Annotated in this window: 14 protein-coding genes, 1 tRNA gene and 1 riboswitch; of the genes, 6 read left to right on the forward strand and 9 right to left on the reverse strand. The window is 72.9% G+C overall.

What is annotated here, in order from left to right; translation table 11 throughout:
- From ICC28_RS27215 to ICC28_RS27235, 5 genes are all read right to left on the reverse strand, one after another.
- Positions 1–480: a cation:proton antiporter regulatory subunit gene (locus tag ICC28_RS27215; RefSeq protein ID WP_188291344.1), complete on the reverse strand. Its 480-nt coding sequence runs from the start codon at positions 478–480 to the stop codon at positions 1–3.
- A 694-nt stretch (positions 481–1,174) separates the two neighbouring features.
- A complete protein-coding gene (locus tag ICC28_RS27220; RefSeq protein WP_188291345.1) occupies positions 1,175–1,561 on the reverse strand; it encodes a DUF5955 family protein in 387 nt (128 codons plus the stop codon).
- Positions 1,562–1,721: 160 nt separating this feature from the next.
- Complete coding sequence (locus tag ICC28_RS27225) at positions 1,722–3,983, reverse strand: hypothetical protein (RefSeq protein ID WP_223189558.1); 2,262 nt, start codon at positions 3,981–3,983, stop codon at positions 1,722–1,724.
- Positions 3,984–4,083: 100 nt separating this feature from the next.
- Complete coding sequence (locus tag ICC28_RS27230) at positions 4,084–4,728, reverse strand: GTP cyclohydrolase II (RefSeq protein ID WP_188291346.1); 645 nt, start codon at positions 4,726–4,728, stop codon at positions 4,084–4,086.
- Positions 4,729–4,833: 105 nt separating this feature from the next.
- Positions 4,834–5,334 carry a MarR family winged helix-turn-helix transcriptional regulator gene (locus tag ICC28_RS27235; RefSeq protein ID WP_188291347.1) on the reverse strand — a complete coding sequence of 167 codons (501 nt, stop codon included), beginning with the start codon at positions 5,332–5,334 and terminating at the stop codon, positions 4,834–4,836.
- A gap of 62 nt (positions 5,335–5,396) precedes the next feature.
- Between ICC28_RS27235 and ICC28_RS27240 the strand changes: the two genes are divergently transcribed.
- The 6 genes from ICC28_RS27240 (at position 5,397) to ICC28_RS27265 (ending at position 12,180) form a co-directional block, all read left to right on the forward strand.
- Entirely contained in the window at positions 5,397–6,587 is a 1,191-nt protein-coding gene (locus tag ICC28_RS27240) for a dihydrofolate reductase family protein (protein WP_188291348.1), read from the forward strand.
- Between the two features lie 418 nt (positions 6,588–7,005).
- Positions 7,006–8,214, forward strand: coding sequence for an alginate lyase family protein (locus ICC28_RS27245; RefSeq protein WP_188291349.1), 1,209 nt, complete (start codon positions 7,006–7,008; stop codon positions 8,212–8,214).
- Between the two features lie 50 nt (positions 8,215–8,264).
- Positions 8,265–8,338 (forward strand) — tRNA-Met (locus tag ICC28_RS27250).
- A 185-nt stretch (positions 8,339–8,523) separates the two neighbouring features.
- Complete coding sequence (locus ICC28_RS27255; RefSeq protein WP_411158630.1) at positions 8,524–9,690, forward strand: PP2C family protein-serine/threonine phosphatase; 1,167 nt, start codon at positions 8,524–8,526, stop codon at positions 9,688–9,690.
- A gap of 233 nt (positions 9,691–9,923) precedes the next feature.
- A riboswitch (cyclic di-AMP (ydaO/yuaA leader) is annotated at positions 9,924–10,081 on the forward strand.
- 11 nt (positions 10,082–10,092) lie between these two features.
- Complete coding sequence (locus ICC28_RS27260; protein ID WP_188291351.1) at positions 10,093–11,118, forward strand: M23 family metallopeptidase; 1,026 nt, start codon at positions 10,093–10,095, stop codon at positions 11,116–11,118.
- A 117-nt stretch (positions 11,119–11,235) separates the two neighbouring features.
- Positions 11,236–12,180, forward strand: coding sequence for an aldo/keto reductase (locus ICC28_RS27265; RefSeq protein WP_188291352.1), 945 nt, complete (start codon positions 11,236–11,238; stop codon positions 12,178–12,180).
- Between the two features lie 78 nt (positions 12,181–12,258).
- On the opposite strand, the gene ICC28_RS27270 is transcribed toward ICC28_RS27265, so the two are convergent.
- From ICC28_RS27270 to ICC28_RS27285, 4 genes are all read right to left on the reverse strand, one after another.
- A complete protein-coding gene (locus tag ICC28_RS27270; protein WP_188291353.1) occupies positions 12,259–13,632 on the reverse strand; it encodes a PrsW family intramembrane metalloprotease in 1,374 nt (457 codons plus the stop codon).
- A 52-nt stretch (positions 13,633–13,684) separates the two neighbouring features.
- The gene (gene trmB / locus ICC28_RS27275) at positions 13,685–14,527 is read right to left on the reverse strand and encodes a tRNA (guanosine(46)-N7)-methyltransferase TrmB (protein ID WP_188291354.1); all 843 of its coding nucleotides are present in this window, start codon (positions 14,525–14,527) and stop codon (positions 13,685–13,687) included.
- A gap of 458 nt (positions 14,528–14,985) precedes the next feature.
- Positions 14,986–16,212 (reverse strand): L-2-hydroxyglutarate oxidase, encoded by a 1,227-nt coding sequence (gene lhgO, locus ICC28_RS27280; RefSeq protein WP_188291355.1) that lies wholly within the window; start codon positions 16,210–16,212, stop codon positions 14,986–14,988.
- A 70-nt stretch (positions 16,213–16,282) separates the two neighbouring features.
- A complete protein-coding gene (locus ICC28_RS27285) occupies positions 16,283–17,707 on the reverse strand; it encodes an MFS transporter (RefSeq protein WP_188291356.1) in 1,425 nt (474 codons plus the stop codon).
- Positions 17,708–18,184: the final 477 nt, after the last annotated feature.

Genomic DNA, 18,184 nt, shown 5'->3' on the forward strand with positions numbered 1-18,184 from the left:
TCAGCCCTGAACGATGCTCTGGACGCCCGCGATGCCGTCGCGGGTGCCGATCACCACCAGCACGTCCCCCGCTTGCAGCGGCTGTCCCGGTCCGGGCGAGGCGATGACGTCCTCGCCGCGGACGACGGCCACGATCGAGGCGCCGGTGCGGGTGCGGGCCCGGGTGTCGCCCAGGACGCGGCCGGCGAACGGGCTGCCGTCGAGCACCTCGACCTGCCCGGCGCTGAGCCCGGGCACCTCGCGGGTCAGGTCGGCGAAGCGTTCCGCGATGCGCGGGGCGCCGAGGATCTCGGCGAGCGTGTCGGCCTCCTCGTTCGTGAGCCGGAAGACCGGGAGGGCCTGGTCGGGGTCGTCCACGGGGTAGACCACCACCTCGAAGTCGCCCGTGCGCTGGGCGACGACCCCGATCCGGTCACCCTCGTGGTTGACGAACTCGTACCGCAGCCCCACACCGGGCAGCAGCACCTCATTGACGTCCATGTGGGTCTCTCCGTCAGTCGTGAGCGCGGTCTCCCGGGCGGAGCCGCATGCGGCAGACGGGCGCTGGGGTGCCGTGTGCCCGGCCGGTATCGATTGATGGTCAGTGTCCCGAACGGTCGGGGGGTGTCGGCAGGGCCGATCGGTCCCTCGTGCGGCCGGACGGCACGAGACGCTCCGCTGGGAGTGCGGTGGTGTGTCGTCGTTCGGCTGCGGGTTCGCTGTGGCTGGGCGCGCCCCGCGGCCGAGCCGCTGACGGATGCAGCCCCGCGCCCCCTCGGGCGCGGGCGAACCGCGGTCGAATGCGTCGGGTCCGCTCAGGACGGGGCCGGGGAGCGTGCCGCGGCGGCCCGGTGCACGCGGCACGTGGTCGTCGACCCACTCGCGGCCACGGCCTCTCGCAAGGCCGCTCCCCTCGGCGCGGGCGCCGATCCCGCAGGGCGGGGGAACCCCGGCGGTACGTCATCGACGCCCTCGCCTGATTCCAGGATCGCTCGGGGAGGACGGGCGCAAGAGGGGCGGCGGGGCCGATGTGGAAGCCGATGGGGTACTTGCGCGGTGCCTCGCGGCGCGGTCCGGAGGCCCGGCGGGGTTCGGAGGGGTCCGGAGGCCCGGCGGGGTCCGGAGGGGGCTGGAGGCCCGGCGGGGTCCGGAGGGGTTCGGATGGGCCCGGAGGGGGGCCGGAGGCCCGGCGCGGTCAGAAGCCCTGGATCGCCTGGGTGAGCGCGGCCACCGCCGCCGCGAGCGGGGCCACCGGTTCGGCGAAGGCGGTCAGGCGGTCGAGGGCACGGCGTACGACGCCGGGTTCGGGCGTGGGCTCGTCGAGTTCCTCGCGCAGCCGACGCAGTTCCGCGCGCGGGGAGGCCTGGTCGGGGAGGCCGGCGCGGTGTTCCTCCAGGAGCTGTTCGACGAGCGCGAGCCGGTCCAGGACCTGGGTGCGCTGGTCGGCCGTGAGCGCCTGGAAGGAGACCTGGCCGGCGACCGCGCGGGCGCCGGGCCCGACGGCCTGGTTGGCGACCTGGCTCTGGCCGCCGTACTGCTGCACGCCGAAGTTCGTGGCCTGCGGTGGGGTGTTCTCGGACATCCGGTGCTCCTGCCTTTCCTGCTTCGGCCGTCTCTTGCGTTCGCCGTCCCTTACGTCTGTGTCCGCCGTCTCCTACGTCTGTGTCCGCCGTCTCCTACGTCCGTGTTCGCCGTCTCCTACGTCCGTGTTCGCCGTCTCCTACGTCTCTGTTCGCCGTCTCCTACGTCGGGGCCGTGGCGGTCGCCGTGCCGGCGGCGGCCTGTGCGCCCTGGCCGACGGCCTGGTTGCCCACGACGCTGACCCCGCCGGTCTGCAGGACGCCGTGGTTGAGGATGGTCTGGGTCTGGCTGCGGAAGTCGGCGGTGTCCACGCCGTGTTCGTCCAGGAAGTCCCGTACGGCGGCCAGGGCGTGCCGGTCGAGGGCGGCGAAGGCCCGCTGGGCGTCGACGTGCTGGAAGTGGTCGAGGTACTGGGCGCTCTGGGCGTACTCGCGGATGCTCGTGCGCGCCCCGCGGTCGAAGGCGGGGTCCGTGCCGGCCGCCGCCTGTTCCCGGCGCAGACGGCCGGGTCTGGCCCACTCGCGCCGGGCGTCGGCCAGCACGGTCCGGGGCGCGCCGAACAGGGCGTCGCCGCTGCGCCGCAGGGCGGAGAGCAGCAGGCCCGCCCGGTGCGCCGGGGTGGGCGAGGCCGGCAGCAGGTCGACGGCGGGCAGGTCGGGCCGCGGCGGGGTGAGCAGGCGGCGGTCGCAGTGCAGGTGCAGGGTCCGGCCCACGACGGCGATGTGCAGCAGCTGACTGGGCACCACCGCGCCGCCCCACAGGGGCAGATGGGCGGCCAGGCAGTGGCGGGGGGCGCCCTGCGGGTCCAGGGCGATGTCCCGTACGACCGCTTCGGACAGCCGGGCGGCCGGTGGCCGGAGCAGGCCGGGCAGCAGGCGGCGGTCGTCGCTCAGCCGGTTGCCGCGGACGAAGACGCGGTCCTCGACGAGCAGTCCGGCCAGGCTGGGGGCGCCGTCGGGCAGCTTGCCCGGCTGCCCGTTCGGGCCGCCGTCGGAGAGCGCGGTGGCGTGCCGCTCGGCGGCCTCCCGCAGCCGGGCGCGCAGCCGTTCCACCACGTCCCAGGTGTCGAAGCCGGTCAGCGGGAGGGCGGTGCCGGGCCCGGCGGGCAGCAGCGGCAGGGCCAGCGCCCACTGCGACTGCCGCAGGCCCTGTCCGACGAAGGGGGAGAACCCGCTGTAGACGGTGACGTTGCCGGCCTGCGCCTCGGCCACGGACCGCACTCCGGCGGCGGCCCACGGCTGGACGGGCTCGGGCACGGCGTCCGGGTCGAACGTGTCGTGCCGCAGGCTCTCGCGCAGCCGCGCGTCCACGGTCTGCTCCTCGCGGGCCATGGTCCAGAACGCCCACGCGCCTCCCGCCGTGACCGCCAGCAGCGGCGGAACGCCGAGCGCGTAGCCGCCGACCAGCCAGGCGAGCCACCCCGGCAGCGGCAGCGCCGACAGGCCGAGGCCCAGCAGGACGCCGGCGAGCAGCAGTCCGGCGAGCGTGGCGAGCAGCCACCGTACGGCGTCCGCCGCGGCCACCGGTTCCCGGCCGCGCACGCGCCGCTGTGGTACGCGGGACGCGGCGGCCAGCGCCTTGAAGGCGAGGCGGCCGAAGAGCAGCCACAGCGGGGCGACGGCGCCGATCACGCCGTAGACGGCGAGGAGCGTGCGGTCGCGACGCCGGTGCAGTCGGCGGGCGGCGAGGCTGTGCCGTACGACGGGCACCAGGTTCACGCCCGGCGAGGAGGCGACCGCGCCGAGCTCGTCGCGCAGGACGTCCTCGACGACGTAGCGGGTGAAGGCGGGGTCGGTGTAGGCGGCCGCGCACAGCCGGCGGGTGGTGTCGTCGGGCGCGGTGGGGCCCGCGACACGGCCGGGGGCGTCGGACGGGGAGGGGGCCATGGTGCTGCTCCGTTCACGGATACGGGACATGGCTGTGCGGGTGCCGGTCCCGCCGAACGCGAGGGCCATGGCCAGGCCCAGCAGCGTGCCGAAGACCAGGCCGTCCACGAGGAAGTTGACGATCGCCGCGTCCGGCGAGTGGCCGAACATCATCAGGGCCTCGTCGCCCTCGTTCCTGACGACGGCCCAGGCCGCCACCGCCGCGACGAGGGAGAGGAGCACGCCCGTGCCGAATCCGGCCAGCCACCGCACACCGCGGGACGCAGGGCCCCGCGTCAGCAGCCGGGGCGCCAGGACGACGCCGACGACCAGGACGACCAGGGCCGTGTTGCCGGCCAGGTAGAGCGGCTCGCCGAGCCCCTCCGAGCTCGGCGACACGTCCCAGTGCGGAACGTAGAGCGAGCGGTGGACCAGGCCCCACAGGGGGGAGTCCTCCGGGTACAGGTCCAGCAGCGGGTCGCGCGCCCAGGGGCTGCCCAGCAGGACCAGGCCCCCGCACAACAGCGCCGTTCTCCGCCCCGCCCGTACTAATCGCACCACGGCACCCCCAGTCACGACCCGGCCGCAGCACTGTACGTAGTCGAACGGCTGCGCACCAGATGTCCGTACGACTCGGGAGGGGGTCCGGGGTGGGGGGTCAGCCGGCCGTGCGCTCCGTCAACTCGGCCAGGGGGAGGGTGTGTTGGGTCTGGAGGACCTTGGCGCGCAGGTAGCGGACGTTGTGGGCGGTGGTGAAGACGCCGGTGGGGACGCGGTCGCGGACGCCGATGCCGAGGTCGCGCAACTGATCGGCCTTGTCGGGGTTGTTGGAGAGCAGGTCGAGGTCGCCGATGCCGAGCGCGGCGAGCATCTGGGCGGCGGCCGTGTAGTCGCGGGCGTCCTCGGGCAGGCCCAGGGCGGTGTTGGCGGCGTAGGTGTCGAGGCCCTGGTCCTGGAGGGCGTACGCGTCGAGCTTGTTGTAGAGACCGATGCCGCGGCCCTCCTGGCGCAGGTAGAGCAGGACGCCGCCGCGCTCGGCGATGCGCTCGACCGCCTCGCGCAACTGGGGTCCGCAGTCGCAGCGGGCCGAGCCGAAGGCGTCGCCGGTCAGGCACTCGGAGTGCAGCCGCACCAGGGGGACGGTCCCCGCGGCACCCGGGTCGCCGAGTACGACGGCCACGTGCTCCTGGCCGTCGGTCAGCCCGTGGAAGGTGACCAGCTCGGCGTCGACGCGGTAGCCGTCCCCGAAGCGCAGGGGGACGCGGACGCGGGAGCGCTGGGTGGCGGCGGGGAAGTCGGTCATGCGGGTACTCCGGTCCGTAGGCCTACCTGCTTCAGATTTGAAACAGCTCTACGGTCGACGACCCTACCCCATGCTTTAAATTTGAAGCAACTGGTTTGGCCGGGCTCATGAACAGGCGCCGGACCGCCGCCGCCAGGGCGCCGCCTCCGACTCCTCGCCCCGGAACCCCTCGGCGACCGTCGTGAAGATCTCCTCCAGCTGCCGCACCTGCTCGGGGCTGAGCCGGTCGAAGAGATGGGTGCGGACCGCCTCGCCATGCCCCGGCGCGGCCCCCTCCAGTACGGTCATCCCCTCGTCCGTCAGGGTGGCGATGGAGCCGCGCTTGTCCCACTGGCAGGCCTCGCGCCGCACCATCCCGTCCTTCTCCAGCCGCGTCACCGCGTACGTCAGCCGGCTCCGGGTGATCTTCAGCTGCTCCGCGAGATCGGTCATGCGCAGCCGCCGCTCCGGCGCCTCGGAGAGGAACGCCAGGATGGAGTAGTAGAGGTGCGGCATGCCGGCCTCCTGCTGGAGCTGCCGGTCGAGTGCGTCCTCCAGGAGATGGGCGGCGCCGATGTACGCGCGCCAGGCGCGCTGCTCGTCGGGGTTGAGCCAGCGGGTCGTCATGCCTCCAGTGTAGGTTTGTTTCAAACTTGAACCAAGCGAGTCGTCTGTCCGGGAGCGCGCCGATGTCCAAGCCGTACGTCCTGCTGTCCGCCGCCGTCTCCCTCGACGGCTACCTGGACGACACCGGCCCCGAGCGGCTGCTGCTCTCCAGCCCCGCCGACTTCGACCGGGTCGACGAGGTACGGGCGTCCGTCGACGCGATCCTGGTCGGCGCCGGGACGATCCGCGCCGACAATCCGCGGCTGCTGGTGAACTCGCCCGAGCGGCGCGCGGCGCGGGTCGCCGCCGGACTGCCGGAGTACCCGCTCAAGGTCACCGTCAGCGGCAGCGGCGAGCTGGATCCGGCGGCGCAGTTCTGGCACACGGGCGGGGACAAGGTCCTCTATACGACGGAGAAGGGCGCGGAGCGGGCACGGGCGGCGGGTCTTGCCGCGGATGTGGTTGCGCTGGGCGGGTTCGAATCGGGCGGGTTCGAGCTGGGAGGGCCCAAAGCGGGAGGCCCCGAATCGGGCGGGTCCGGCCTCGACTGGCGGGCGCTGCTGGCGGACCTGCACGCCCGGGGCGTACGGCGGCTGATGGTCGAGGGCGGCGGTCACATCCACACGCAGCTGCTCCAGCAGGAGCTGGCGGACGAACTCCAGCTGGTGCTGGCCCCCCTCTTCGTCGGCGACCCGGCCGCCCCGCGCCTCTTCGGGCCCGGCGGCTACCAGCCCGGCCGCCTCCGCCTCGTCGAGACCCGGCGGATCCAGGACGTGGTCCTCATGCGCTACGAGCCGACGGCACCCGGCGCCGGGGGGTCGGTCTCCGCCGCCGACCACCACTGGCTGCGGCTCGCCTGCGAACTCGCCGAGCGCTGCCCGCCCTCGGAGACCGCCTTCAGCGTCGGGGCGGTCGTGGTCGCGGCCGACGGGACGGAACTCGCGCGCGGGCATTCGCGGGAAGGGGGCGACCCGGTCGTCCACGCGGAGGAGGCGGCGCTGGCGAAGATCGATGCCGGGGATGCGCGGCTGGCGTCCGCGACGGTGTACAGCAGCCTGGAGCCGTGCGCCCGGCGGGCGTCCCGGCCGGCCGCCTGTGCGCGGCTCATCCTCGATGCGGGGGTGCGGCGGGTGGTGACGGGGTGGCGGGAACCGGACACGTTCGTGGCGGGGGCCGACGGGAGTGGGCTGTTGGCGGCGGGCGGGGTGGATGTGGTGGTGCTGCCGGAGTACGAGGCTTTGGCGAAGGCGCCGAACCGTCACCTGGCGGGTTGAGCCCGGGGGCGGTCGGCGTGGGCGTGGGGCGCGGGGTGCCGCCGGTTGCGCCGGCCGGGGGTGGGACGCGAGCCCAGCGCTAACGGGGTGCCGCTGCGCCCACCCGTGCCGCCCCAGCGGCACGACTGCCCGCAGCTATGCGGGCATCAACAGGGGGTGCCGCCGTGTCGGCTCAGCCTGTGGGCATGCGTGCTGCGTGGGGCGGCAGGGGTGGGCGCAGCTATGCGGGCATCAACAGGGGGTGCCGCCGTGTCGGCTCAGCCTGCGGGCATGCGTGCCGCCTGGGGCGGCACGGGTGGGCGCAGGCGGCGCCCCGATGGCGCCGGGCTGCGCGCCTGCCCCCGCGCTCACCCCCACGCCGGGTCCAATCGGACCAACCCGGACTGCGGGGCGGCCGCCGGAGGGACACGCTGCCCGTATGAGGTCTGCTCGACTTATCGCCGTACTGCTGCTTGCTTCCGTCCTGGGCACCGCCTGCGCGGCGACCGGGGCCGACGGTCGTGCCATGGCTCGCGCGCTGCCGCCCGACGCCGAGTTCACCCACCCCGGTGTGCTCGTCAACAAGGCCCAGTTGGACGCCGTACGGAAGAACACCACCGCCGGGAAGCAGCCATGGCTGAAGGCGTACCTCGCGATGCGGGACAGCAAGTACGGGGCGTACAAGTACCGTGCGGAGCCGTACGAGACCGTCTCCTGCCCCGCCGGGGACGAGCCGGGGCGCGGGTGTCTGCAGGAGCGCGACGACGCCATCGCCGCGTACACGCAGGCGCTGCTGTTCACGGTGACCGGCAAGCAGCAGCACGCCGTGAAGGCCAGGGAGATCATGGACGCCTGGTCGGCGAAGCTGAAGGGGCACACGGAGGAGAACGCGGGGCTCCAGGCGGGGTGGGCGGGCTCCACCTGGGCGCGGGCCGCCGAGATCGTCCGGCACAGCGAGGGCGCGGGCTGGCCCGCCGACCGCGTACGCCGCTTCGAGAACATGCTCCGCACCGCCTACCTCCCCGAACTGACCAAGAAGGTCCCGGACTTCAACGGCAACTGGGACCTGGTCATGACCGACGCGGCCATCGGCATCGCCGTCTTCCTCGACGACCGCGAGACCTTCGCCCACGCCCTGGAACGCTTCCGCGAGCGCGTGCCCGCGTACTTCTACCTGGAGAAGGACGGCAAACTGCCGCTCACCCCGGCCGGATCGGGTGTCGACACCCCGCAGAAGCTCGCCGCGTTCTGGTTCCGGCAGGGGACCTACAAGGACGGCGTCTCCCAGGAGACCTGCCGCAACTTCCAGCACGTCGGCTACGCCCTCGCCGCCACCGCCCACATCGCCGAGACCGCCTGGCACCAGGGCGTCGACCTCTACGGCGAGGTCGAGGACCGGCTCAAGGCCGCCCTGGAACTCCACTCCCGCCACCAGCTGGGCGAGCCCGCGCCGGCCTGGCTGTGCGGCGGGAAGATCCGGCGGACCATGGGCCCCGACCTGGAGGTCGCCCTCCACCACCTGGAGGGCCGCCGCGACGCCTCCCTGCCGGCCGCCCACAAGCTCGCCGAGACGACCCGGCCCGCCGGCACCGACGGCCTCTTCGTCTCCTGGGAGACCCTCACCCACGCGGGCGATCCGGCCGCCTGAGAAACCGATGTGCTTTGTGACCTGCGGATGGCGTACTATGGAATCACCGACGCGGGGTGGAGCAGCTCGGTAGCTCGCTGGGCTCATAACCCAGAGGTCGCAGGTTCAAATCCTGTCCCCGCTACTGAAGGCCGAGGGCCGGAATCCGAAAGGGTTCCGGCCCTCGGTGTTTTCCCGCACAGCTCTGTCCATGCCCGCCCTTGGTCATCCGGTCGGCCCTCACCGCTCGCCGCCCGCCCCCGCTCCGGGAACCCTGGACGGACGGGACGGTGACCGCCGAGGGCGGGCGTGCATGGCGGGAGACGACTGGTGCGGCCTGGGCCTGGTGGCGACGCGGACGAGCAGGAGTCCTACGTCGGCCCCCGCCCCGGCGAGCGGCGGCGCATCTCGTACGTGCGTGCCGTCGTCCGGGTGCTCCCGGCCCTGCTCATCGTCGGCGGGGGCATCTACGACTACAACACCCCGGAGACCTACTCCGCGGCCCCCTTCTTCACCGCCGCACCCCTGGTCGCCGCCCCGCTGTACTCGCGCCGCGGCACCGTCCTCACGGGCGTGCTGGCGGTCCTCGTCGTCCTCGGGGTGCACATCAGGTTCGGCATCCTCTTCGACGTGGGGGCGGTCACCGAGCTGGTCACCGTGGTGACGGTCGCCGTCCTGGCCGTCCTCATCAACCAGCTCGTGCGCCGCAGCGGCGAACGGCTCGCCTCCGCCCGCCAGATCGCCGAGGCCACCCAACGCGCCGTTCTGCCCCGGCCCGACGACCGGATCGGCGGCCTCGACATCGCGGCCTGCTACGAGGCCGCGCAGGCCGACGCGCTCATCGGCGGCGACCTGTACGCGGTGCAGGACACCCCGCACGGCGTACGGCTCATGGTCGGCGACGTACGCGGCAAGGGGATGGGCGCGGTGGCCGCCGTGGCCGTCCTCATCGGAGCCTTCAGGGAGGCCGCCGAACAGGAGGCGAGCCTGGAAGGGCTCGCGCAGCGGCTGGAGCGGGCCCTGGCGCGCGAAGGCACCCGGCGTGAAAGCGCCGACGCCCGCGACGACTTCGACGCCGTCGACGCCTTCGAGGGGTTCACCACCGCCGTCCTCGCCGAGATCCCGCACGGCGAGGGGATCGTGCGGATCGTCAACCGCGGCCATCCGCCCCCGCTGCTGCTGCACGCCGACGGCACCCTGTGCCCGCTCATCGCCCCGGACCCCGCCCTGCCGCTCGGCATGGGCGACCTCGGCAGTCGGCCCGACCGCGCGGCGGAGGCCGTCCTCCCGCCCGGCGCCACCCTGCTGCTCTACACCGACGGCCTGTCCGAGGCCCGCGACGCGCACGGCGCCTTCTACGACCCCGAGCTGCGCCTCACCGGCCGGACCTTCCCCGCGCCGCGCACACTTCTCGCCACCCTCGCCGAGGAGGTGCTCCGGCACTCCGGCGGCGGCATGGCGGACGACATGGCGCTCCTCGCCGTACGCCGCCCTTGATCGTTGTCACCAGAGGTGATCGCGCAGGAGCCCTCCGCATAACAACTGACATTCCGTCATTACCTGTGTGACTGCTGAGGCTTGGCCAACTCGCCCGATTTAGCCCCCTGGTGACCCGAAAGTCCAGGTCGAAAAGGTTAACGATCAAGCGGAACAGCTTGGAATCCGGGGCCCGCGTCTATTAACGTTCGATAACGCAGCGCGGTCGTCCCAGCCGTCACAAGAGGCGGCTCCGTGCGCACGTGCCGAATCCCGCGAGGGAACCGGGGAACCACCAACTTGGGGTGAATCGGGCGTAATCAGCCATGCGGAAGCGGCTGATATACGCGCGTAGGAGACCTTCCTGCTCCGAACCCGTCAGCTAACCCGGTAGGCGAGAAGGAAGGAAAGGAGCACGCCCACGTGGCGTCCAACCGCCCTGCCCCAGAGGCCCCGTTCGTGCCGGGCCAGCGAAGTGAAGAAACCTTCGGCTACGGCAGCTACCGAACCGACGAGGGCCCGTGGGAGGAGTGGAACCCCACCGCGGAATCCATTCGCCCGGTACGCGGCAGGCACCGCGTCGCCAAGCAGCGTGGCGGGGGACTCGCCCGCAGCTCCACCGTTCTCGGCGTCGGTGTCATCGCCGCCGTCGGCGCGGGCGGCATGGCCAGCGCGCAGTCCGGCAAGCCGCCGGTCGCGATCACCATCCCCGACCTGCCCCTGATCAACGACTCCGCGGACGAGGCCCCCGAGGCCGAGGCCACCCCGCTCAGCGGCATCGGCGTCACCACCGCCGACACCGCGCAGGGCTCCGCGGACGCCGGTGAGGTGCTGCGCGCCCGGATCATCGCCCAGGCCGAGCAGCAGCAGGAGCAGATCGAGACCAAGGCCGCCGAGGAAGCCGCCGCTGCCGCCGAGAAGGCCGCCGCCGAAGCCGTCGCGAAGGCCGAGAAGGAGGCGCAGGCCAAGGCCGCCGCCGCCAAGGCCAAGGCCGAGGAGGAGGCCCGCGCCAAGGCCGAGGCCGAGCGTCTCGCCGCGCTGGCCAAGCAGTACACGCTGCCGACCTCCTCGTACACCATCACCTCGACCTTCGGTCAGGCCGGCTCGCTGTGGTCCTCCGGGTACCACACCGGTGCCGACTTCGCGGCGCCCACGGGCACGCTCCTGAAGGCCGTGCACAGCGGCACGATCACGTACGCCGGCTACGACGGCTCCTACGGCTACAAGACGGTGCTGACCCTGGATGACGGCACCGAGGTCTGGTACGCCCACCAGTCGTCGATCAGCGTCAGCGTCGGGCAGAAGGTCGCCACGGGCGACGTCATCGGCCGCGTGGGCGCGACCGGCAACGTCACCGGGGCGCACCTGCACCTGGAGGTCTACCCCGACGGCTCCTCCTCCGGCATCGACCCGTTGGCGTGGCTGCGCAGCAAGGGCCTCACCCCCTGATCACGCGCCTCCCCTGAAGCCCCGGCGGTCCTGACGCTCACCCCCCGACGTCAGGGCTGCCGGTTTCCGTGCTGTGCCATGGAATGAGGCCCGGTGGTACGGGTGTTGAAACCGGGCATGACTTCTCTGCGCAAGCTCGGCTCCTCCGACCTCGAGGTCTTCCCGCTCGCCCTCGGTGGCAACGTCTTCGGCTGGACCGCCGACGAGGAAGCGTCCTTTGCCGTCCTCGACGCCTACACCGCGGCCGGCGGCAACTTCGTCGACACCGCCGACTCCTACTCCTCCTGGGCCCAGGGCAACTCCGGCGGCGAGTCCGAGACGATCATCGGGCGCTGGCTGAAGGCCCGCGGCAACCGGTCCGACGTGGTGATCGCGACCAAGGTCAGCCAGCACCCCGAGTTTCAGGGCCTGACGGCCGCCAACATCAAGGCCGCCGCCGACGCCTCGCTGCGCCGCCTGGGCACCGACCACATCGACCTCTACTACACCCACTTCGACAAGCCCGAAGTGCCGGTCGAGGAGATCATCGGCGCGCTCGACGAACTGGTGCGGGCGGGGAAGGTGCGGCACATCGCCGCTTCCAACATCTCCCCCGAGCGGCTGCGGGCCTCGCTGGACCTCTCCGACCGCGAGGGCCTGGCCCGGTACGTGGCGCTCCAGCCCCACTACAACCTCGTCTCGCGCGACACCTACGAGGGCGCGCTGCAGGACCTCGCCGAACGGGCCGGCCTCGCGGCCGTCCCCTACTACGCGCTCGCCTCCGGCTTCCTCACCGGCAAGTACCGCCCCGGCACGGACGTCGACAGCGCGCGGGCGGCGGGCGCGGGCAAGCACCTGGGGACCGAGCGCGGCCGCAAGGTCCTCACCGCCCTGGACGAGATCGCCGAGACCCACGGAGTGCCGGTCGCCACGGTCGCCCTGGCCTGGCTGGCGGCCCGGCCGACGGTCACGGCACCGATCGCCTCCGCCCGAACGGTCGAGCAACTGCCGGCGCTGATGGGTGTGGGAGAGCTGAGTCTGACGGAGGCGGAGGTGGAACGGCTGACGGAGGCTTCGGACTGAGCGCGGTTCGTACGGCGTTGATCTGCACGCCCTGACGAGCCGACGTCCCTACGGGCGGTACGGGTACGACCGGTACGGCTACGACCGGTACGGGTTGTACGCGGGATACGGCGCCGCGCCCGGATACGCGGGCTGCGCCGGATAGCCGTGCGTCCCGTGCGCCCCGTACGTGCCGTGCGCCCCGTACGTCCCGTGCACCCCGTGCACTCCGTACGTCCCGTGCGCCGGCCAGGGGGGCGCGGTGACGCGGGCGGCGTGGTCGAGGGCCGGGCGCGCGATCTCCCGGCGCCGCCACAGCTCCTGCAGCAACTCCCGTTCCCGTACGACGAAGTCTGCGCCCGCGCGGCCGCGGCGCCCCCGGTGCCGCAGAAACGCCAGGGAGGTCGCGTACGCCTCGTACTGCGCGACCTCCCGCGCCGCCCGCTTCCCGGCGTGGCGGCGCGCGTACTGCCGGGCCAGGCGCCGCGCCCGCATCGAGGCCAGCGCGAACGGCTCGCCCGGCGTCAGCCAGCCGGCGACGGCGTAGGCGGGCAGCTCCTCCCGCACGGTGCGCAGCTCGCGCTGGCGGGTCCAGACCACCATCCAGGTCAGCAGCCCGAAGGCCGGCACCATGATCGCCGCGTACACCGCGAAGAAGCCGTACGGTCCGAACGTGGTCGAGCCGTTCCACATCGCGTGCATGCCCATGGCGAGCAGCAGCCCGGCCAGCGGCAGCAGGACGCGCCGCCAGCGCTGCCGGTCGCCGGAGAGCGCGGCGATGCCGAAGCCGATGCCGGTGAGCACGGTGAACAGGGGGTGCGCGAAGGGCGACATGATGATGCGCACGAAGAAGGTCGCCGCGGTGACGGAGGCGATGCCGGAGCCGCCGGTGAGCTGGTCGGTGCCGAAGGCGGTGCCGAGGTAGAGGATGTTCTCGGTGAACGCGAAGCCGGTGGCGGTGACCCCGGCTATCACCACCCCGTCGACGATCCCGGTGAAGTCGCGCCGCCGGAAGAGGAAGACGAGCAGGACGGCGGCGGCTTTCGCCGACTCCTCCACGACCGGCGCTATGACGGTCGCCCCGAGCGTGTCCGCGCCGGACGGATCCGCGGTGGCCGTCGCTATCCATCTGGTCGCGAAGCTGTTGGCGACGATCGCTATCAGCGCCGCCGCGCAGGCGCCCCAGGCGAAGGAGAACAGCAGGTTCCGCCAGGGGCCCGGCTCGACCCGGTCCAGCCAGCGGAAGGCGGCTATGAGCAGCGGCACGGGCAGCACGGCGAGGCCCAGCCCCACCAGGAAGCCCTCCGTGCCGGTCTCCTCGCGCACCAGGGCCAGGATGACCAGCCCGGAGAGGGCGAGAAGGGTGATCAGTGCTCCGTAGCGCACCCACTTCCTTTGCCACCAGTGCGCATGCCGCAGTGCGCCGCCGGCGGGGCCGGTCGGGTGCGTCGGGTACGGGAGATGGGTGGCCACGGCATTGACCCTAACGAGGGAAGGGCGCAGCCCGCAGGAGGGCGAAGGGGGCTCAGGCGCCGGTGGGGGGTTCGTATGCGTGCGGTACGCGACGGAAGAGCAGGTCGTTCACCACATGACCCTTGTCCAGTCCCTGGCCCTCGAAACGGGTCAGCGGCCGGAACTCCGGACGCGGCGCAAAACCGCCGTCCGCCTGTGTGTTCTCGAAGTCCGGATGGGCGCTCAGCACGTCGAGCATCTGCTCGGCGTACGGCTCCCAGTCCGTCGCGCAGTGCACGATCGCCCCGGGCCGGAGCCGGGTCGCGGCCAGGCTCAGGAACTCGGGCTGGATCAGCCGCCGCTTGTGGTGCCGCTTCTTGGGCCAGGGGTCCGGGAAGTAGACGCGCAGGCCGTCCAGCGCGTCCGGGGCGAGCATCTCGCGGAGCAGGATGATGGCGTCGCCGTTGCCGACCCGGACGTTGGTGAGGCCGTTGTGGTCGGCGAGGTTGAGCAGGTTTCCCTGCCCGGGGGTGTGTACGTCCACGGCGAGCACGTTGGTGTCCGGGTCCGCGGCGGCCATCTGCGCGGTGGCCTCGCCCATCCCGAACCCGATCTCCAGTACGACGGGGTTGTCGTTCCCGAACAACTCGGCCAGGTCGATGACCCGCTGCCCGTCGATGTCCAGCCCCCACTTGGGCCACAGCCGCTGCAGCGCGTCCGCCTGGCCCGCGGTCACCCGGCTCCGCCGTGGCTGGAAACTGCGGATCCGCCGCTCGAAGTGCGACCCTGCCGGATCGGCCTTGGGCCCGTCGGGGAACCGCGGCTCCCCCTTGCCCCGGGTATGCCGAACGGGCACCTCGGGCCGATGGCCGGGGTCGGGCTGGTGGGCGTCGGGAGCGTTGAGCGAGTCAGACACAGTGCCCCCGATGTTACGGGACCCAGCCTCCCACCCGGCCGTGTCCCACCCTGGGGGCTCCGCCCCCAGCCCCCGACCTTTGCCCACCCACCACCCGTTTGCGGTCGGCTGAAGGGCGCACCTCTCGACCCGCCGTCCTCGCCCACCCACCACCCGTTTGCGGTCGGCTGAAGGGTGGACCTCTCAACCCGCCGTCCTCGCCCACCCACCACCCGTTTGCGGTCGGCTGAAGGGTGGACCTCTCGACCCGCCGCCCTCGCCCACCCACCACCCGTTTGCGGTCGGCTGAGAGGTGGACCTCTCGACCCACCGAGTCGGGTGGTGGGTGGGCAAAGGCCCGGGGGTCCAGGGGGCGGAGCCCCCTGGGCGGGGTCGAAGGGGCGGCAGCCCCTGGGGACGGGACGGGTAGGGGCGGCGGGGGCGAGAAAAGACGACGCCCGCCCCCGGCCAGGGACACGTCACCCCCCGCCCGACACCCCCAACACCCCCAACGCCCTCCGCGCCACCTCCCGCCCGATCGGCAACGCCGCGGTCGCCGCAGGCGAAGGCGCGTTCAGCACATGCACCGCCCCCGCCCCCTCCCGTATCAGGAAGTCGTCCACCAGCGTCCCGTCCCGCAACACCGCCTGCGCCCGCACCCCCGCCGCCGCAGGCACCAGGTCCCCCTCCTCCACGACCGGCAACAACCTCCGCACCGCCGCCGTGAACGCCCCCTTGGAGACCGACCGCCGCAGCTCTCCGGCCCCGTACCGCCAGTGCCGCCGGGCTATCCGCCAGGATCCCGGCCACCCGAGCGTCCCGGCCAGCTCATGCGGCCGTACGACCCCCCACCCGTACCCCTCCCGGGCCAGCGCCGGCACCGCGTTGGGCCCGATGTGCACACCCCCGTCGATCCCGCGCGTGAGATGCACCCCGAGAAACGGAAACGCCGGATCCGGCACCGGATACACCAGCCCCCGCACCAGCTCGGGCCGCGCCAGCGTGTAGTACTCACCCCGGAACGGCACGATCCGCATCCCGGGCTCGTCCCCGGTGAGCCGCGCGATCTCGTCGCAGTACAGCCCGGCGCAGTTCACCAGCACACGCGCCCGGACGACGTCCCCGCCCGCCGTGAGCACGGCGACCCCCAGCTCCGGCCGCCGGTCCACCCGTACCACCCGGGCGCCGTACCGGATCTCGGCCCCGGACGCCTCGGCCAGCCGCCGGGCGACCCCGACGAAGTCGCAGATGCCGGTGGTCCCCACGTGTATGGCCGCGAGCCCGCGCACCTCCGGCTCGTACTCCGCGATCTGGGCCGCGCCCAGCTCCCGCACCGGAATGCCGTTCTCCCGGCCGCGCTGCACCAGCGCGTGCAGCCGCGGCAGCTCCGCCCGTTCGGTCGCGACGATCAGCTTCCCGGTGACGGCGTGGTCGATGTCGTACTCGGCGCAGAACTTCACCATCTCGGCCGCCCCGCGCACCGCGTACCGCGCCTTGAGCGAGCCGGGCCGGTAGTAGATCCCGCTGTGGATCACCCCGCTGTTGCGCCCGGTCTGGTGCCGGGCGGGCCCGGCCTCCTTCTCCAGCACGGTGACCCGCGTCCCCGGTGCGGCGCGCGTGATCGCATACGCGGTGGACAGCCCGACGATGCCCCCGCCGACCACGAGCACGTCACAGTCGTAAGCGATCTTCCGCACGCGTTCCACCTCCGGCTTCGATAGTGCACTGCGCCACTGACAATGCCTTCAAACCCGGAGGCCCGGAGCCCGGGGGCGGCTACGCGGGAGCCACGAGCAACGGCCGGGCACGCTCCCGCAGCTCGACCACCCGCGGCTCGTCCCCGTACGGCTCCAGCCGGTGCAGGAGATCCTTCACGTACTCGGTGGTGCGCGCCGAGGAGATGCGCCCCGCGACCTCCACCGCCCGCACGCCCTGCTCGCACGCCGCATCGAGGTTGCCCGACTCCAGCTCGGCCACCGCCGACACCACCAGCCGCAGTCCGTGCGAGCGCACGAACTCCTCCGTCGGCCGCGACAGCGCCTGCTCCGTGAAGCGCCGTACCTGCCGTGGTGCCTTCAGGTCGCGGTAGCACTCCGCGGCATCCGCGCAGAAGCGGTCGTAGGAGTAGAAGCCGAGCCAGGACGGGTCGCTGTCACCGTCCCTCGACCGCTCCAGCCAGCCCTCCGCCGCCTTCAGCGCGGCTCCGGCCGCCTGCGCGTCGCCCGCACGCGCGTGTGCGCGCGCCTCGACCAGGCGGAAGAAGCTCATGGTGCGGGCGGTGGCCAGGCCGCGGTTGCGCTCCAGCGCGGCCTGGGCGAGGTCGACGCCCTCGTCGCCGAAGCCCCGGTAGGTCGCCTGCAGCGACATCGACGCCAGGACGTACCCGCCGAGGGGCACGTCGGCCGCCGCGCGCGCGAGCCGCAGCGCCTGGATGTAGTACCGCTGCGCGGCCTCCTGCTGGCCGGTGTCGAAGGCCATCCACCCGGCCAGGCGGGTCAGTTCAGCGCTCGCGCCGAACAGCGCCCGGCCCACCTCGTCGGAGTACGAGCCGAGCAGCAGCGGCGCCGCCTCCACCCGTAAGCACTCGGGCACCATCGAAGAACGCCAGTCGCCGCCTCCGTACTTGGAGTCCCAGCGCCTGGCGTCCTCGGCGGCCTCCCGCAGCTTCTGCACGTCGCTGTGGCCGACTTTGGCCGGTGCGCCGGAGCCTTCGGACGGGCTCACGTCGCGCGCGACCGAGCTGTCGGCCGGGGTTATCAGCCACCGTGAGGCGGGCGTTGCGTATGCGCTCACTGCGAAGGAGCCGGCCAGCGACTGCCAGATGCCGCCGGAGCCGGCGCGGCGGCCGGCGAGGTCGAGCCGGTACAGCTCCGTGGCCGACTTCACCGCCTGTCCGACGTCGCGGGGGAAGGCGAGGCCCACTTCCGGGGCGGGGTCCGCGTCCGCCAGGCCGATCTCGTGGAGCGGCACCGGGCGGCCGAGCTTCTGGCCGATGGCGGCGGCGATGAGGTGCGGCGCCGCACCCTGCGGCACCATGCCCTTCGACACCCAGCGCGCCACCGACGTCTTGTCGTAGCGAAGAGTCAACCCGCGTTGAGCGCCAAGATCGTTGACGCGTCGCGCGAGTCCTGCGTTGCTGATTCCCGCGAGGGCGAGAACGGCGCCGAGCTTTTCGTTCGGCCCGCGTTGCTCCCTGGACATGCGCCACCCCTCGACACAGACGGCTGCCGCGCTGGCATAACCACGCGGCATTCGTAAACCCAGCGTAGTTCGCCGCATCCCAAGCGTTAAGGGGCATTGTTCCGGATGGCGGGATTGTGGTCCGCACTGAAGTGCGGTTCAGGTACGGACGGTTGCGACGTGCTCCCGCTGTGTGGCCGTGCGCCTGTGCGTGCGCTCTTCTCCGGCCATCCGGGGAGCGCTTCGATGGGTCGTGCGTGGGTCGGCCCGCTGTACTGGATCCAGTGGGCTGGGGGACACCGCCGCCTCCATCCCCGCGGGCGGCGGAACGGTCCGGGGGGCGAGTCCCGCCCCTCGGACTGCGCACCCGCCAAGTGGTGCGCAGGGCCTGTACGGAGCGTGTCCGAAGCGGGCCTCGGTGCGCCGATTTGGCTGAAAATCGATCCTGCCTTTCCCTGCTGAATACGGCTCCCACCACGGGACTTGAGGGCGCGAAGG

It is taken from the genome of Streptomyces sp. TRM68416 (genome assembly GCF_014596915.1).
Lineage (GTDB): Bacteria > Actinomycetota > Actinomycetes > Streptomycetales > Streptomycetaceae > Streptomyces.

Bases quoted from the DNA above. Each gene is read 5' to 3' on its own strand.
- ICC28_RS27220 (WP_188291345.1), bottom strand. From the start codon at position 1,561: ATGTCCGAGAACACCCCACCGCAGGCCACGAACTTCGGCGTGCAGCAG.
- ICC28_RS27285 (WP_188291356.1), bottom strand. From the start codon at position 17,707: ATGTCCAGGGAGCAACGCGGGCCGAACGAAAAGCTCGGCGCCGTTCTC.
- ICC28_RS27265 (WP_188291352.1), top strand. From the start codon at position 11,236: ATGACTTCTCTGCGCAAGCTCGGCTCCTCCGACCTCGAGGTCTTCCCG.
- ICC28_RS27230 (WP_188291346.1), bottom strand. From the start codon at position 4,728: ATGACCGACTTCCCCGCCGCCACCCAGCGCTCCCGCGTCCGCGTCCCC.
- ICC28_RS27235 (WP_188291347.1), bottom strand. From the start codon at position 5,334: ATGACGACCCGCTGGCTCAACCCCGACGAGCAGCGCGCCTGGCGCGCG.
- ICC28_RS27215 (WP_188291344.1), bottom strand. From the start codon at position 480: ATGGACGTCAATGAGGTGCTGCTGCCCGGTGTGGGGCTGCGGTACGAG.
- ICC28_RS27245 (WP_188291349.1), top strand. From the start codon at position 7,006: ATGAGGTCTGCTCGACTTATCGCCGTACTGCTGCTTGCTTCCGTCCTG.
- ICC28_RS27240 (WP_188291348.1), top strand. From the start codon at position 5,397: ATGTCCAAGCCGTACGTCCTGCTGTCCGCCGCCGTCTCCCTCGACGGC.